Genomic DNA, 15,045 nt, shown 5'->3' with positions numbered 1-15,045 from the left:
TCTCCTTGTTGTGGTGGGAAGGCGGTCCGGCTGCCGCATGATGCAGTCGATTACCGGTAAAGCATAGTACCTTAGCGGGTGTGCGATTAACACCCACATGGGCGGTTATCGAACGGTTTCGATAAGTACCGCAACGCGCCCGCTCAATCGCTCCTGGCCGCCAGCGGGGCGCGGCTTTGTTCGTTGTTTTCCTGCACCAGCTTGGTCAGCAGTTCCATGAACTGCAGCTGCTCGGGGCCCGTGAGCGGCGCCAGCAGGCGGCGGCGCAAACGCTGCGAGCCCGGGATCAGGTCGGCCAGCAGCTGTTCGCCGGCAGCGGTGATGGTGAGCGCGCGCTGACGGCGGTTGGTGGGAATCACGGTGCGTGTCAGCAGGCCTTTTTCCTCCAGCCGCGCACACACGGTGGCGCCGGTGGAGGTGTCGATGCCGCTGGCGGCCGACAGCGATACCTGGTCGATGCCGGGCTGGCCGGCCAGGTTGCGCAGCATCGCATATTGCACGGGGGTCAGCTCGCCGCCCATCTCGTCGTGGAAGATCGACACCGAGATTTGCTGCGCCCGGCGCAGCAGGTGGCCCGGGTGTTCGTACAGGTTGGTCAATTTGCTCTCTGTTTCCGGCATGGCGTGGTCCCACGTAAAAAGAATTCGTCACAGGCGTTTACTTCGCCGGTTTCCAGTCTATACTTTATAACATTCAGTGTACTGAATATCAAAGAAAACCGAACAAGGAGACGAGATGTACCCTAAAAATACCTGGTACGTGGCCTGCACCCCGGACGAGATCGAGGGCAAGCCGCTGGGGCGCCAGATCTGCGGCGAGAAGATCGTGTTTTATCGCGGCGCGGAGGGCAAGGTGGCGGCGGTGGAAGATTTCTGCCCGCACCGCGGCGCGCCGCTGTCGCTGGGCTTTGTGCGCGACGGCCAGCTGGTGTGCGGCTACCACGGCCTGGAAATGGGCTGCGACGGAAGAGTCATCAGCATGCCGGGCCAGCGCGTGCGCGGCTTCCCTTGCATCCGCAGCTATCCGGTGGAGGAACGCTACGGCTTCATCTGGGTGTGGACCGGCGAACGCGAACTGGCCGATCCGGCCCTGATCCACCATCTCGAATGGGCGGACAATCCGGAGTGGGCCTATGGCGGCGGCCTGTATCACATCAACTGCGAATACCGCCTGATGATAGACAACCTGATGGACCTGACGCACGAGACCTATGTGCACGCGTCCAGCATAGGCCAGAAGGAAATCGACGAGGCGCCCGTGAGTACCAGGGTGGAGGGCGAGCAGGTTGTGACCAGCCGCTACATGGAGAACATCATGGCGCCGCCGTTCTGGCGCGCCGCGCTGCGCGGCAACGGCCTGGCCGACGATGTGCCCGTGGACCGCTGGCAGATCTGCCGCTTCACGCCGCCCAGCCATGTGATGATCGAAGTCGGCGTGGCGCATGCCGGCAAGGGCGGCTACGACGCCGCGCCGGAGCACAAGGCGTCGAGCATCGTGGTCGACTTCATCACCCCGGAGAGCGAAACTTCGCACTGGTATTTCTGGGGCATGGCGCGCAACTTCAAGCCGGACGACGCGGAGCTGACCGCGACCATACGCGAGGGACAGGGCAAGATCTTCGGCGAAGACCAGGCGATGCTGGAACTGCAGCAGGCCAATATCCTGCGCCATCCGGAGCGCAAGCTGCTGATGCTGAACATCGATGCCGGCGGCGTGCAGTCGCGCCGGCTGCTGGACCAGTGGCTGGAGAAGGAGCAGGCGGCATGAGCGCGGGTCTGCTGACGGTACGGGTCGAGCGCAAGCACGAGGAGGCCGAGGGCATCCACAGCTATGAACTGGTCAGCCCCGACGGCGCGCCGCTGCCGGAGTTCACGGCCGGCGCCCATATCGACGTGCACGTGGGCGCGGGCCTGGTGCGCCAGTACTCGCTGTGCAACCCGCCCGGGGAGCGCCACCGCTATCTGATCGGCGTGCTGCGCGACCCGGACTCGCGCGGCGGGTCGAAAGCCATGCACGACGAGGTGCGGGCCGGCGGCACGCTGCGAATCAGCGCGCCGAAGAACCACTTTCCGCTGGCTGAAGCAGCATCCAGCCTGCTGCTGGCAGGCGGCATCGGCGTCACGCCCATCCTGGCGATGGCCGAGACGCTGGCGGCGCGCGGAGCGGCGTTCGAAATGCACTATTGCGCGCGCTCGCCCGAACGCGCCGCGTTCCGCCAGCGCCTTGCCGACGCGCCGTTCGCACCGCAGGTGCACTTCCACTACGACGGCGGCGGCGACGCGCAGAAGCTGGACTTGCCGGCGCTGCTGAAGCGCCTGGACCGGGCCACCCACATCTACCTTTGCGGGCCGGCCGGCTTCATCGGCCATGTGAAGGCCGTAGCCGAGGCGCATGACTGGCCGCGGGAGCAATTTCACCTTGAGTACTTCGGCGCCGCCGCGCCGGCGGCGGATGCGGCGGGCGGCGAGGGCGAGCAGCCCTTTGAAGTGCGGCTGGCATCGAGCGGCAAGGTGTACAGCGTGCCGGTTGGCAGCACCGTGCTGCGCGTGCTGAGCGATGCCGGGGTGTTCATCCCCGCATCCTGCGAGCAGGGTGTGTGCGGCACCTGTTTGACGCGCGTACTGGACGGCGTGCCCGACCACCGCGACCTGTACTTGGACGAGGCGGAGCAGGCCGCCAATGATTGCTTCACCCCTTGCTGTTCCCGTTCCAAAACCGGCACCTTGCTGCTGGACTTATAACCACTAGAGAATTCGAGGAGACACCATGCCACACAATATCAACCGCCAGCGCCGCCAATTGCTGCTCGGCGCCGCCGCCCTGTCGGCCGGAGTGCTGCCCGCCACCACATCCTTCGCCGCTGCCGCTGAACCGCTGAAAGTCGGGCTGATCGTGCCGATGTCGGGCCCGTTCGCGTCCACCGGCCGCCAGATCGACGCGGCGGTCAAGCTCTACATGCAGCAGAACGGCGCCAGCGTGGCCGGCCGCCAGATTGAAATCATCCTCAAGGACGACGGCGGCGTGTCGCCGGACGTCACCAAGCGGCTGGCGCAGGAGCTGGTCACGCGCGACAAGGTGCAGGTACTGGCCGGCTTCGGCCTGACGCCGCTGGCCTTTGCGGCCGCGCCGGTCGCCACGCAGTCCAAGGTGCCGATGATCGTGATGGCCGCCGCCACTTCGGTGATACCGCAGCGTTCTCCGTATATCGTGCGGACCGGCTTTACGCTGGCGCAGGTGACGGCGCCGATGGCGCAGTGGGCGGCCAGGAACAAGATCAAAAGCGTGGTCACCCTGGTCAGCGACTATGGGCCGGGCCTGGATGCGGAAAAGGTGTTCGCCAAGGATTTCGGCGAGGGCGGCGGCAAGGTGGCCGACAGCCTGCGCGCGCCGCTGCGCAATCCGGACTATGCCCCCTTCCTGGCGCGCGTGAAGGACTTGAAGCCGGATGCGCTGTTCGTCTTCGTGCCCTCGGGTGAGGGCGCCGCCGTGCTCAAGCAGTTCACCGAACGCGGACTGGCGGCAGCCGGCATCCGCCTGATCTGCACCGGCGACGTGCTGGACGACGACCTGATGGCCAGCATAGGCCCCGCCGCGGCGGGCGTGGTCAGCAGCCATCATTACTCGGCGGCCCATCCCTCGGCCGAGAACAAGGCTTATGTGGAAGCGTTCGGCAAGGCGAACAAGGGCATGCGGCCCAACTTCCATTCGGTGGGCGCCTACGACGGCATGCATCTGCTGTACCAAGCCTTGAAGCAGACCAATGGCGACAGCAACGGCGACAAGCTGCTGGCGGCCATGAAGGGCATGGCCTGGACCAGCGTGCGCGGCCCGGTTAGCATCGACGCGGCCACCCGCGACATCGTTCAGACCGTCTACATCCGCAAGGCCGAAGCGGGCGGCGGCTCTTTCTACAATGTCGAATTCGACCAGGTGGACAAGGTGCGCGATCCGGGCGTGTAGGCAATCGGAGCCGCCCCCCCTGCTGGCGGCCTTGCGTCAGGCCGCCAGCAGGGGGCGTTGCGGCGCGGCGGGGCGGCGCTCTTCCTCCAGCTTGAACATGCTGGCCACCTGAGCGAGGTGCTGCGCCTGTTCCTGCATCGCCATCGACGCGGTGGCCGCTTCGTCCACCAGCGCGGCGTTGCGCTGGGTGGCCTGGTCCATCTGCGTGACGGCCTGGTTGATGCGCTGCAGGCCGATGGTCTGTTCCTGGCTGGCGCCGCTGATGTCGCTGATGATGCCGGTCACGCGGCCGATGCTGGTCACGATTTCCGTCATGGTGGCGCCGGCCTCGGCCACCAGCTTGCTGCCGGCGTCGACCCGCTCCGTCGAATCCCCGATCAGGCCTTTGATTTCCTTGGCCGCCGCCGCGCTGCGCTGCGCCAGGTTGCGCACCTCGGAAGCGACCACCGCGAAGCCGCGCCCTTGTTCCCCGGCGCGCGCCGCCTCCACCGCCGCGTTCAGGGCCAGGATGTTGGTCTGGAAGGCGATGCCGTCGATGACGCCGATGATGTCCACCACCTTGCGCGCCGAGTCGTTGATGGCGCCCATAGTGTCGATCACCTGCGCCACAACGGCGCCGCCCCGGGTGGCGACGTCCGATGCGGTTGCCGCCAGCGTATGGGCGCGCTGCGCGTGGCCGGCGTTCTGTTCCACGGTGGTCGTCAGTTGCGCCATCGATACGGCGGTTTGTTCGAGCGCCTGGGCTTGCTGCTCGGTGCGCGTCGACAGGTCCCGGTTGCCGCTGGAGATCCGGCTGGACGCCGCCGCGATCGTGTCGACCCCGCTGCGCACCTCGCCGACCATGCGCAGCAGGCTGTTGCGCATCTCGCCCATGGCGAACAACAGGCTGCCGCGGTCGCCGGGCCGGGTGGCGACTGGGACGCTCAGATCACCCTCGGCTATCCGGCGCACGATCCTGGAAGCGTAGTCCGGTTCACCGCCCAGTTGCAGCAGCATGCCGCGGCCGATCAGCAGGCCCAGGCCCAACAGCACGCAGGCCAGCAGCACTGTGCCAAATGAAAACTCCAGCAGCCGTTCCAGCACGGTATCGTTGACGGTGTCGAGGTAGACGCCGGAGCCGATAATCCAGCCCCAAGGGGCGAAGCCCTTGACGTAGGAAACCTTTTGCTGTGGCAGTTCGCTACCAGGTTTGGGCCACAGGTAGAACACGAAACCGCCGCCGCTGGCTTTAACGGTATTGACGAACTCGACGAACAGGTGCAGGCCGTTGGGGTCGACGTTGCTGCTCAGGTCCTTGCCCTCCAGCGCCGGCTTGGTGGGATGCATGACCATGCGCGGCTGCATGTCATTGATCCAGAAGTAGTCGTCGCCGTTGTAGCGCAGGGCTCTGACGGCGGCGATCGCCTGCTGTTTCGCGGCGTCGGCGGACAGCTGGTTTTGCTCGGCGAGGTGCTGGTAGTGCGCCAGCAGGCCATGCACGGTTTCCACCTGCTGCTTCACTACAGCTTGCCGTTCGTCCCGGATGAGGGTGCGTTCGGACCATAGCAGTACGGCAGCGAGCAGCACGGTGCCGAGTATGGCGCTGGCGTTCAGGAGAGCGAGTTTCTTTGCGATACTGATGGTGCGTAACCGGTGCAACATGATGAATCCCTATGGCGTGACGTCGTGTCGCAGCATGGTATAGCTCGACAATGACTATTGCTATAGGGATAGTATTGCTTGACTGTGGGGATGCATGAGAGACGCCGTAGGGAAATTCCTAAGGCGGTGCTCGGCGGCGTTTAGGCAGTGTCGCGGAATTTAAAGCGCTGCCATAAAGCTGCGCACCGCCTGTTCGAATGCCCGCGGCTGTTCGATGCTAGCCAGGTGCGAGGCCTCCTGGAGCACCAGCAGTTGCGCCTCGGGCAGGGCGTCGGCCAGCGTGCGCGCCATGTCCGGCGGGGTACCCTGGTCCTGCTCTCCGGCGATCACCAGCACCGGCGCCGCGATCCCTCCCAGCCGTGCTGTGGTGTCGATCGTGCCTACGGCGTTGCAGCAGCCGATATAGCCTTGCACGCCGGTGGTGACCACGCGGCGCCGGAAGCGTGCCACCGTGGCCGCGTGCGTGCTACGGAAACCGTCGTGGAAGTAGCGGCCCATCACCGCGTCCGCAATGGCTTCAATGCCTTGCTCGCGCACGGTCGCGATGCGTTGGCGCCATGCCTCGCGGGCTGCCTCGGGATAGCGCGAGGTGGTGTTGGACAGCACCAGCGCGCGCACCAGCGCGGGATGCCGGATCGCCAGTTCCTGGCCCGTCATGCCGCCCATGGACACGCCTATCCACACCACCGGCCCGGAATCGAGTTCGCGCAGCAGAGCGGCCGCGTCGTCCGCCAGGTCGGCCATCGAGTACAGGCCTTGCGGCGCGTCCGAGCTGCCGTGGCCGCGATGGTCGTAAGCGATCACGCGGCAGTCGGCAGCCAGCTGGCCGGCCAGCGCGTCCCACATCGTCAGGTCGCAGCCGAGGGCGTGGCTAAGCACGACGGTATGGCGCGGCGCCTTGCCGTTGCGGGGCTCGCGCACCGTGTAGTGCAGCGACGGCTGGCCGGCGCTGCGGCTCTCCCGGCCTGCGGCCGGATGGGCGGCGCCGGCCGGCGCCATGGGCTCCAGCACGTAGCCGATTTGCGGGCCGAGCTCGCGCAGTATGACCATCGCGTGCGTGAAGGCGGTATTGGCGGCGGGAACGCCGGCGTAGATCGCCGACTGGATCAGCACTTCCTTCAGTTCGTCCGGCGACAGGCGGTTCGATGCCTCTCCCAGCAGCGCGGCGCGCACGTGCAGGTCGAACTCCTCCCAACGGCCCAGGGCGATGGTGGTGGAAAGCACCATGGCGCGCCGGGTCTTCTGCTCCAGGCCCGGGCGACCCCAGACCTCGTTCCAGGCAAAGCGCGTGATCAGGTTCTGGAACTCGGCGTTGAAGCTGTTGGCGTTGCCTAGCGAACGGTCCACCCAGGCGTCGCCGAGGATGGCGCGGCGGTTGTTCAGTCCACGCTCGAAGTCGTGGTCGATGGGATCGAAGCTCATGTGGCGGTCCTGTGATGGCAAGGGGTGGCGTTCAATGCGGCGATGTCGGCGCGCAGGCGGTGCAATTGCTGTTGCGCCAGGCGCCGGGCCGGCGCGGCGGCGGTGGACGGGTCGAATAGCGCGGCCAGCGCGGCTGGATCGAGTGGAACATGCGGACTGCCGGCCGGCCCCGTATCGCTTAGCGTGGCAGCCGGCGCGGCGGCCATGGCAGCGGGAGATGCAGCCTGCGTCCCGACACGTATGTCCGGGAGGGCTTCGGCGAGCAAGTCGCGAAGGTGACGCCCGCTGGCGACCGCCTCCACGCTGAGTTTTTCCAGAAGATGGTGCGCCGCCGGACGGCCGATGCCGGCCGCCAGCCAGGCCGCTGCGGCCTCGGCGAACACCAGCCCCTGCAAGGCGTCGATATTGCGCTGCATGCGCGCGCGGTCGACCTGCAGGCCGGCGAAGGCGTCGTTCAAGGCCTGCAGGGCGCCGTGCGCGCTGAGGAACAGGCCGGGCCATTCGGCGAGTTCGGCCTGCCAGTTGCCCAGGCCGCGCTCGTGCTGCTGCCCCATGCTGGCCAGCAGCGCCGCGCCGTGCTGCGGCGTGCGGGTGGCGGCGGCCAGCGCGATCATGGCCGATACCGGATTGCGTTTGTGCGGCATGGCCGACGATCCGCCGCGCCCGTTGCCGGACGGTTCCGCCAGTTCGGCGATTTCTCCCTGCGCCATCAGGCTGACGTCGGTGGCGATCTTGCCCAGGCTGCCGGTCAGCACCGCCACCTCCAGGCCCAGGCGCACCCATTCGTCGCGCTGCGTGTGCCAGGCGGCGTCGGCGAGCTTGAGGCCCAGGTCGGCGGCCACCAGGGCCGCCACGGCGTCTCCTTGTTCGCCCATGACGGCCAGCGTGCCGACCGCGCCGCCCAGTTGCAGCTGCAGTGCGCGGGCCGCGCACTCGCGCAGGCGGGAACGGGCGCGCACCAGCGGCGCCAGCCAGCCGGCCGCCTTGAAGCCGAAGCTGCTCACCTGCGCCGGCTGCATCAGCGTGCGCGCCAGCATAGGCGTGGCGACATGCTGCTCCGTCAATTGCAGAAGGTGGCCGCACAGGTCGTGCAGGCCGTCGTCGAGCAGTTGCAGGGCGTCGCGCGTGGCAAGCACCATGGCCGTGTCGATCACGTCCTGGCTGGTGCTGCCCCAATGGACGCGCGTGGCCGCCTCGCTGTCGCGCTGCGCGACGGCCCCTGTCAGTTCCTTCACCAGCGGGATCGCCAGGCTGCCGGCACGGCGGCCGGCGGCGACGATGGCCGGGATGTCGTACAGTCGCGCGTCACAGGCGCCGGCGATGGCGCGCGCCGCTTCCGGCGCCAGCATGCCTTGCACGGACTGCGCCTGCGCCAGCGCCTGTTCAAAACGCAGCATGGCCTGCACGATGGCCGCGTCGTCGAACACGGCGATCATGTCCGGCGTGGTGAGGAAACTGTCGAATATCGATACGCTCAAGAGAACTCCGCTGCCAGGTCAGACATAGTCGAAGAATGCGGTTTCCTTGTCGGACTGCATCCAGATATCCCAATGATAGACGCCCGGCGCGGTCTTGCGGGCGATCAGCGTGGGGCGGCGTTCGGCCGGCACCTGTTGCAGTATCTCCGACTGCGCCAGGCCGCTGTCGTCCTCGAGGAACACGGCGCTGAACTGGTGCTTGACCAGGCCGCGCGCGAAGACGGTGATGAAGGTGGCGGGCGCGCCGGTGGACGGCGGCGCGGGCTGCGACAGGCGCAGGCTGAATTCGCCCTGGTCGCCGCTGGGCACGCGGCGGAAACCGGGCAGCGCTTGCGTTGCTTCGGCGCCGGCGGCTTCCGGTTGCCAGGCTTCGATCTGGGCATCGTTGACCGGCACGCCGTCGCCGTCGTAGATGGCGCCGCTGATGGTGATGGTGGCGGCGCTCGTTTCCAGCTGGCTGGCGGCACTGGCGTCAACCGCCCATTGCCAGGCTTCATGCGAGAAGGGACCGATGGTTTGCGAAGTGGTGAAGTGGCTCATGCGGCGGCTCCCTTAGTTGTCCATCGGCGTGGCGTCGCGGCCGCGCAGGACGATGTCGAATTCATAGCCCAGCATCTTGTCGCTGTCCGTGTGTTCCAGGCTGTAGCGGGAGATCAGGCGCTGGCGCGCGGCCAGGTCCGGAATGCTCTGGAAGATCGGATCGTAGTCGAACAGCGGGTCGCTGGGGAAGTACATCTGCGTGACCAGGCGCTGCGCATACACATTGCCGAACAGCGAAAAGTGGATGTGCGCCGGACGCCATGCCTTCTCGTGGTTGCCCCAGGGGTAGGGACCGGGCTTGATGGTGACGAAGCGGTAGCGGCCGTCGGCGTCGGTCATCATCTTGCCCCAGCCGTTGAAGTTGGGGTCGAGCGGCGCGTGGTGCTGGTCGCGCTTGTGGCGGTAGCGGCCGGCGGCGTTGCATTGCCACACTTCCAGCAGGGAGTCGCGCACCGGCTTGCCGTCTTCGTCCACCACGCGGCCGGTGACGACGATTTTCTCGCCCAGCGGTTCGCCATCGCCGTGCGCCGTCAGGTCCATATCGTTGGGTAGCAGGATGCGCGGCGACGGCTGCAGGTTGTCGCGCACCGGCTGCTCGGCGCGGATGCGCAGCAGCGGCTGGGTGGGGCCGCGCTTCAGCGTGGACTTGTAGGGCGGGTAGATCAGTTCCGGATAGACGCCGGACGCGGCAGCATCGAATTTCAAGGCAGGTCTCCTGTGGGCTGGTGCAGTAATGAGCCATGGTATGGAATGCCGCGCGGCGCCACAATGGGGCTGTGTCGGGCGGTATTCGCTAGTCGCACGTTTTGTGCGATACTCGCACAAATCACTCTATTTCGACGCCATGGACACTGCAGACGAACTCCCGGCCAAGCGCGACATGGTGGCGGGACTGGAAAAGGGCTTGCAGGTGATCGCCGCCTTCGACCAGGAGCGCAGCCGCTTGTCGATCGCGGAAGTGGCCGAATGCACCGGCCTGACGCGGGCGGCGGCGCGCCGCTACCTGATCACGCTCACGCACCTGGGCTATATGCGCCACGAGAACAAGCTGTTCTCGCTGACGCCCATGGTGCTGCGGCTGGGCCAGTCCTACCTGCATTCGGCGCGCCTGCCGCGCATCGTGCAGCCCTTGTTGTACCGGCTGGCCTATACGGTGGGGGAGGCGGCGTCGGCCGGGGTGCTCGATCACGACCAGCTGGTGTGCGTTGCGGCCGTCAGCGCCGGGCAGCTCGTGTCGGTGACGCTGCAGCCGGGCACCCGGGTGCCGGCCTATTGCACCGCCAACGGCCGCGTGCTGCTGGCCCACCTGCCGCAGCCGCAGCTCGACGCCTTCCTGGAGCGCGCGCAGCCGGAGCGGATCACCGAATACACCATCGTCGACAAGGACGCCCTGGCGCAGGAGATCGCGCGTACCCGCGCGCAAGGCTACGCGCTGGTGGACCAGGAACTGGAGTTGGGTCTGCGCACCATCGCCGTGCCGCTGAAGAATTTCAGGGGCGATATCGTGGCGGCCATGAACATCAGCGTGCACGCCGGCCGCATGCCGCGCGAGCAGATGGTGGAGCGCTGCCTGCCGGCACTGATCAAGATCCAGGTTGAATTGAACGCGCTGCTGTAACGGGAAGGTCAGCCGGCCCGGAATTCTTTGGGCGTCTGGCCCATGCGCTTCTTGAACAGGCGGCTGAAATAGGCCGGGTCCTGGAATCCCAGTTCATAAGCGATGCTGGCAATGCTGGACGGCAGATAGGTGAGTTTGCGGCACGCTTCGAGCATCAGCCTGTCCTGGGTGATGTCGAAGGCCGATTTGCCGGCAAGTTTAAGGCACAGGCGGTTGAGCCGCGCCGGCGCCGCCCGCAGCGCCTCGGCGTACTGGCCGACCTGCCATTGCTCCTTGTAGTGCTGCTCCACCTCGGCCCGGAAGCGGCTGAACAGTTCGAAGTCGCCGCGCCCGGACTGGTCGGCGAAGCGGCGCTCCGCGTGCAGGCGCACCAGCAGCAGCAGGGCGCTGCGCGCCAGCCATTCCAGCATCAGCGTATGGCCGTACTGCGGCCATGCCGCTTCCTCAAGCAGATGCCGCAGCAGCGATTCGAGCCGCGCGCACTCCGCCACGCCGGCCAGGTCCAGCGCCAGCGGTTCCACGAACAGCGGAGCGTACAGGCCGCCATGGTCCTCCGCCGCTGCGAACAGCACGTTCTGGTCCACCGTCAGCACGTAGCCGTGCGCCTCGGCCGAGAAGTCGAAGCCGTGCACGACCGACGGGTGGATGGTGATCACGGTTGGCGCGGCGCAGGCCCAGACCGCGCCGTTGATGCTGGCGCTGACTTCGCCGCCGAACAGAAAAAGTACCTGAAACAGGCCGCTGTGGGTGTGGTTCTCGATATGCCACTGGTGCACCCGGCTGCGCGTTTCAATCAGCTCGATGTGCACGGATTCGGCATTGTCAGCCCGTCTCTCCTCGCCGTACAGGGCGAATCGCGGGGCGTCGGGCAGTGCCGGTTTTTTATTGCGTGGCATGGGCAGGTTGGTCCGTGGAATGGATGGCGAGTAAAAATAGTACAAGTTTTAAGCGTTTTGTTCCATTTTTATTTCATCGTCCCGGCGCTACGATGGCTGCACATCACAACGATATCGGAGACATCATGCGTACCCAGGTTGCCATCATCGGCGCCGGCCCAGCGGGCCTGCTGCTATCCCATCTGCTGCATCTGAACGGCATAGAATCCATCGTGCTGGAGTCGCGCAGCCAGGCCGAGATCGAATCCACGATACGGGCCGGCGTGCTGGAACAAGGAACCATGGACATCCTCGACAACGCAGGCGTCGGCGCCCGCATGCGGGCCGAAGGCGCGCTGCACCACGGCATCGAGCTGGCCTTCGGCGGCCGCCGCCACCGCATCGACCTGACGGAGCTGACCGGCAAGTCCATCACCGTCTATCCGCAGCACGAGGTGATCAAGGACCTGGTGGCGGCGCGGCAGGCGGCGCAGGCGCAGCTGCTGTTCGAAGTGAGCGCGGTCGAACTGCATGGCGTCGATACCACGACGCCTTCGGTGACCTTCAGCCACGGCGGCGAGGTGGCGCGCATCGAGGCCGACTTCGTCATCGGCTGCGACGGCTACCACGGCGTCACGCGGCCTGCGATGCCGGCGCCGGGACGGCAGGATTTCCAGCGCAATTATGGCTTCGGCTGGTTCGGCATCCTGGTGGAATCGGCGCCGTCGTCGGATGAATTGATCTACGCGCGGCATGAGCGCGGCTTCGCGCTGGTCAGCACGCGCACGCCGGCGGTGCAGCGGCTGTACTTCCAGTGCGACCCGTCCGACCACGTGGACAACTGGTCCGACGACCGCATCTGGGCGGAGCTGCACGCGCGCCTGGAAAACAACGACGGCTGGCGGGTCAACGAGGGACGCATCTTCCAGAAGAATATTATCGGCATGCGCAGCTTCGTCTCGACGCCGATGCAAGCCGGCCGATTGTTCCTGGCCGGCGACGCCGCGCACATCGTGCCACCCACGGGCGCCAAGGGCATGAACCTGGCCGTGTCGGACGTGCAGCTGCTGGCACAGGGACTGGAGCAGTTTTACCGTCAGGGCAAGGACGACAGGCTGCAAGGGTACACGGCAGGTGCACTGAAACGCATCTGGCGCGCCGAGTACTTCTCGTGGTGGATGACCAGCTTGCTGCACACCTTCGCCGACGCCACGCCGTTCCAGCGCGAGGTGCAGCGCGCCGAACTGGAATGCGTGGTCAGTTCGCGTGCCATGGCGACAGCCCTGGCGGAGAATTACGTCGGCGCTTTCTAAGGGATGCGCCGTAGCCGGGCATCAGCGCAGGCATGAGTGAAGCGGGAGGCGAGGGTGGACCGCTGGCTGGCCAGCGGCGTTGGAGGGGCGTTCTCTTATCAGTGGCTGGATTCCTTCAGTTTCTTGACGACATCTTCGACCACGGGACCGACCTCGCCGACGATGTCGACGAGCGTATCCTTCGGGACGCCCAGCTTTTTGCTCCAGTAAGCGACTTCCCATTCTTTATCCACGTGGATACGGGAGCGGTCTCGCTGAAACAGATCTACAAAATTTTCCGGCATGTGTACTCCTGAATTTTGCGCACTATTCTAGCGATGCCGCAGCCCGTCCTCTGTGCGTTAGCGCACGTTCAGCCGAATCTTCATGGCGCCGGCCGCGCTCGCCACACATAGGGGCCGATGACCGTGCCGACAAAACCGCCCGCCTTGCGTGTCGACAGGAAGGTCGCGTCCACGTTGTCCGCCAGCGTTTTAGGCTCGCCGGCGACGCTGTAGGTGAACTTCATGCGGCCGCCGTCGGCCAGCATGGTCAAGCCGATGGCGTCGCTGTCCACCGGTGCGCTGGCGACCAGGACGTCCGCATCCGCCTTGGCGCGTGTGTAGAGCGCTACGACATTCTTGCCCGCAATACGGGCCAAGCCAAAGAAGAGGTGAGACTGGTCGCTCTGGTAGGCCACCAGCCCGGCCCGGTCGCCGTCGTTCGCTGGATCAAAGGTCAAGCTGGTCTCCACCTTGGCGATATGGTGCTGCTGGCGCCGCCCGATGAATGCCGGGGTGGATTTCAAGTCGCCCAGCTTGCCGGCCGAAGCCAATAGCAAGCCATTGTTCTCCAGGCGCTGGAAGGGCTGCACCGGCGTGCGCACGCCTATCCACTGGTCCGACAGCGCGGTGCCGTTAAACTCATCGGTATAGGTGAAGTCGCCGGTGGTCGGCAGGGCAGGGCGGGGCTGCGCCGGCAGCTTGGGCTTGGGGAGCGCGAACGGGATGCGCTTGCCCGCTTCGAGCACCATGGGCCAGTCATCCGTCCAACTCACAGGCAGCAAAAAGGTCTCGCGGCCGATGTTGTACTGGTCTTCGCCGTAGGGGCGCGTGGCAAGGAAGGTGGCCCACCAGTCGCCGTTCTGCGTTTGCACGAACTTGGCGTGGCCCGCCGACGTCACGGGATTACTGCGTTTGGGATCGAGGGAGCGCTGGCTCAGGATGGGGTTGTGCGCGAAGGGCTGGAAAGGTCCGCGCAGGCTGCGTGAGCGGAACACGACCTGGGAGTGCTGCTCGCTGGTGCCGCCTTCGGCCGCGCTCAGATAATAGTAGCCGCCGCGCCTCAGCAGGTGAGGGCCCTCGATCCAGATTGGCTTGGCGGCCAGGTCGACGCCGCCGTTGACGATCTGCGTGCGCTCGCCCGTCATTGCCAAGGTCTTCGGATCGAATTCCTGCACCCAGATCGCACGATGGCCTTCGTAACGGGGAGTCTCGTTGGGGGCATCGTTATTGACAATGTAGGCCTTTCCGTCCGTATCCCAGAAGATCGACGGGTCGATGCCGTTGAATTTGAGCGGTTTCGGATCGGACCAGGGCCCGGCAGGGTTCGCTGCCGTCATCACGATGTTGCCGCCGCAGTCGACGCAGGTGGTCACGATGTAGAACAGGCCGTCGTGGTAGGAGATGTCCGGAGCGTAGATGCCGCGCGACGAGGTCAGGCCATTGAAGTTGGCCTGGCCGGGGCGGCTGATGGCGTTGCCGATCTGCTTCCAGTTGACCATGTCACGCGAGTGGAACACCGGTATGCCGGGGAAGTTCGTGAACGAGGAATTGATCAGGTAGTAGTCCTCGCCCGCGCGCGTGATCGACGGGTCTGGGTAATAGCCTGCCAGGATGGGGTTGCGGAATTCGCCGGAACCGGGCTGGACGATTTCCTGCGTCCGGCCTTCGTAGCTGAAGTGTTCGAAACGGGCGGCGCCGTCGGCCGCCTTGCTGGCTGCGCCGCTGCTGCCTGCGCCGCCGATGCCGCCGACGCATGCGCTCAGCGCGGCAGCGGAGACGATGCAGGCAAAGACGCTGGCGATCTGCTGGATATGGCCTAACGTCCTCCTCGCAGCGGCTTGTCCTTTGCCGTCGGTAGATAGCATGGTTTCCTGATGTTGCATATATCTCCTTTGTAAGTCTTTTTTTAGAATGGTAGCGCAATCTATTTCTTTC

14 protein-coding genes are annotated in these 15,045 nt (G+C 66.0%); 5 read left to right on the top strand and 9 right to left on the bottom strand.

What is annotated here, in order from left to right; translation table 11 throughout:
- Window positions 1-143 precede the first annotated feature (143 nt).
- Window positions 144-620: a MarR family winged helix-turn-helix transcriptional regulator gene (locus ACSQ8Y_RS09835; RefSeq protein ID WP_436266270.1), complete on the bottom strand. Its 477-nt coding sequence runs from the start codon at window positions 618-620 to the stop codon at window positions 144-146.
- A 115-nt stretch (window positions 621-735) separates the two neighbouring features.
- On the opposite strand from ACSQ8Y_RS09835, the gene ACSQ8Y_RS09830 reads away from it, so the two are divergent.
- The 3 genes from ACSQ8Y_RS09830 to ACSQ8Y_RS09820 are packed head-to-tail and all read left to right on the top strand — an operon-like array spanning window position 736 to window position 3,960.
- The gene (locus tag ACSQ8Y_RS09830; RefSeq protein WP_436266269.1) at window positions 736-1,767 is read left to right on the top strand and encodes an aromatic ring-hydroxylating dioxygenase subunit alpha; all 1,032 of its coding nucleotides are present in this window, start codon (window positions 736-738) and stop codon (window positions 1,765-1,767) included.
- Window positions 1,764-2,741 (top strand): PDR/VanB family oxidoreductase, encoded by a 978-nt coding sequence (locus ACSQ8Y_RS09825; protein ID WP_436266268.1) that lies wholly within the window; start codon window positions 1,764-1,766, stop codon window positions 2,739-2,741. Before ACSQ8Y_RS09830 ends, ACSQ8Y_RS09825 begins: the two co-directional genes overlap by 4 nt.
- Before the next feature lie 25 nt (window positions 2,742-2,766).
- Window positions 2,767-3,960, top strand: a complete 1,194-nt coding sequence (locus ACSQ8Y_RS09820) for an ABC transporter substrate-binding protein (RefSeq protein ID WP_436266267.1) — start codon at window positions 2,767-2,769, stop codon at window positions 3,958-3,960.
- Window positions 3,961-3,996: 36 nt separating this feature from the next.
- Here ACSQ8Y_RS09820 and ACSQ8Y_RS09815 read toward each other — a convergent pair whose 3' ends face one another.
- From ACSQ8Y_RS09815 to pcaH, 5 genes are all read right to left on the bottom strand, one after another.
- Window positions 3,997-5,601: a methyl-accepting chemotaxis protein gene (locus ACSQ8Y_RS09815; RefSeq protein ID WP_436266266.1), complete on the bottom strand. Its 1,605-nt coding sequence runs from the start codon at window positions 5,599-5,601 to the stop codon at window positions 3,997-3,999.
- A gap of 159 nt (window positions 5,602-5,760) precedes the next feature.
- Complete coding sequence (pcaCD, locus tag ACSQ8Y_RS09810; RefSeq protein ID WP_436266265.1) at window positions 5,761-7,023, bottom strand: bifunctional 4-carboxymuconolactone decarboxylase/3-oxoadipate enol-lactonase PcaCD; 1,263 nt, start codon at window positions 7,021-7,023, stop codon at window positions 5,761-5,763.
- Entirely contained in the window at window positions 7,020-8,501 is a 1,482-nt protein-coding gene (pcaB, locus tag ACSQ8Y_RS09805) for a 3-carboxy-cis,cis-muconate cycloisomerase (protein WP_436266264.1), read from the bottom strand. The genes pcaCD and pcaB overlap by 4 nt, the downstream gene beginning before the upstream one ends.
- Window positions 8,502-8,519: 18 nt before the next feature.
- On the bottom strand, window positions 8,520-9,041 hold the full coding sequence (locus ACSQ8Y_RS09800; RefSeq protein WP_436266263.1) for a protocatechuate 3,4-dioxygenase: 522 nt from the start codon (window positions 9,039-9,041) through the stop codon (window positions 8,520-8,522).
- Window positions 9,042-9,053: 12 nt separating this feature from the next.
- The gene (gene pcaH / locus ACSQ8Y_RS09795; protein ID WP_436266262.1) at window positions 9,054-9,746 is read right to left on the bottom strand and encodes a protocatechuate 3,4-dioxygenase subunit beta; all 693 of its coding nucleotides are present in this window, start codon (window positions 9,744-9,746) and stop codon (window positions 9,054-9,056) included.
- Between the two features lie 139 nt (window positions 9,747-9,885).
- On the opposite strand from pcaH, the gene ACSQ8Y_RS09790 reads away from it, so the two are divergent.
- Complete coding sequence (locus ACSQ8Y_RS09790; protein WP_436266261.1) at window positions 9,886-10,659, top strand: IclR family transcriptional regulator domain-containing protein; 774 nt, start codon at window positions 9,886-9,888, stop codon at window positions 10,657-10,659.
- An 8-nt stretch (window positions 10,660-10,667) separates the two neighbouring features.
- Here the strand turns inward: ACSQ8Y_RS09790 and ACSQ8Y_RS09785 are convergent, their stop codons facing one another.
- Window positions 10,668-11,561 carry a helix-turn-helix domain-containing protein gene (locus ACSQ8Y_RS09785; protein WP_436269795.1) on the bottom strand — a complete coding sequence of 298 codons (894 nt, stop codon included), beginning with the start codon at window positions 11,559-11,561 and terminating at the stop codon, window positions 10,668-10,670.
- Between the two features lie 119 nt (window positions 11,562-11,680).
- Between ACSQ8Y_RS09785 and ACSQ8Y_RS09780 the strand changes: the two genes are divergently transcribed.
- Window positions 11,681-12,847, top strand: coding sequence for a 4-hydroxybenzoate 3-monooxygenase (locus tag ACSQ8Y_RS09780; protein WP_436266260.1), 1,167 nt, complete (start codon window positions 11,681-11,683; stop codon window positions 12,845-12,847).
- A gap of 98 nt (window positions 12,848-12,945) precedes the next feature.
- On the opposite strand, the gene ACSQ8Y_RS09775 is transcribed toward ACSQ8Y_RS09780, so the two are convergent.
- Together ACSQ8Y_RS09775 and ACSQ8Y_RS09770 are read right to left on the bottom strand one after the other, a co-directional pair.
- On the bottom strand, window positions 12,946-13,131 hold the full coding sequence (locus ACSQ8Y_RS09775) for a DUF3606 domain-containing protein (protein WP_436266259.1): 186 nt from the start codon (window positions 13,129-13,131) through the stop codon (window positions 12,946-12,948).
- An 80-nt stretch (window positions 13,132-13,211) separates the two neighbouring features.
- Window positions 13,212-14,993 (bottom strand): glycoside hydrolase family 43 protein, encoded by a 1,782-nt coding sequence (locus tag ACSQ8Y_RS09770; protein ID WP_436266258.1) that lies wholly within the window; start codon window positions 14,991-14,993, stop codon window positions 13,212-13,214.
- Window positions 14,994-15,045 lie beyond the last annotated feature (52 nt).

The sequence above is a fragment of the Pseudoduganella sp. LjRoot289 genome, from assembly GCF_964252925.1.
GTDB lineage: Bacteria > Pseudomonadota > Gammaproteobacteria > Burkholderiales > Burkholderiaceae_D > Rugamonas.
Note: the sequence above shows the minus strand (reverse complement) of the source record. Positions and strands in the feature narration are given on the sequence as shown.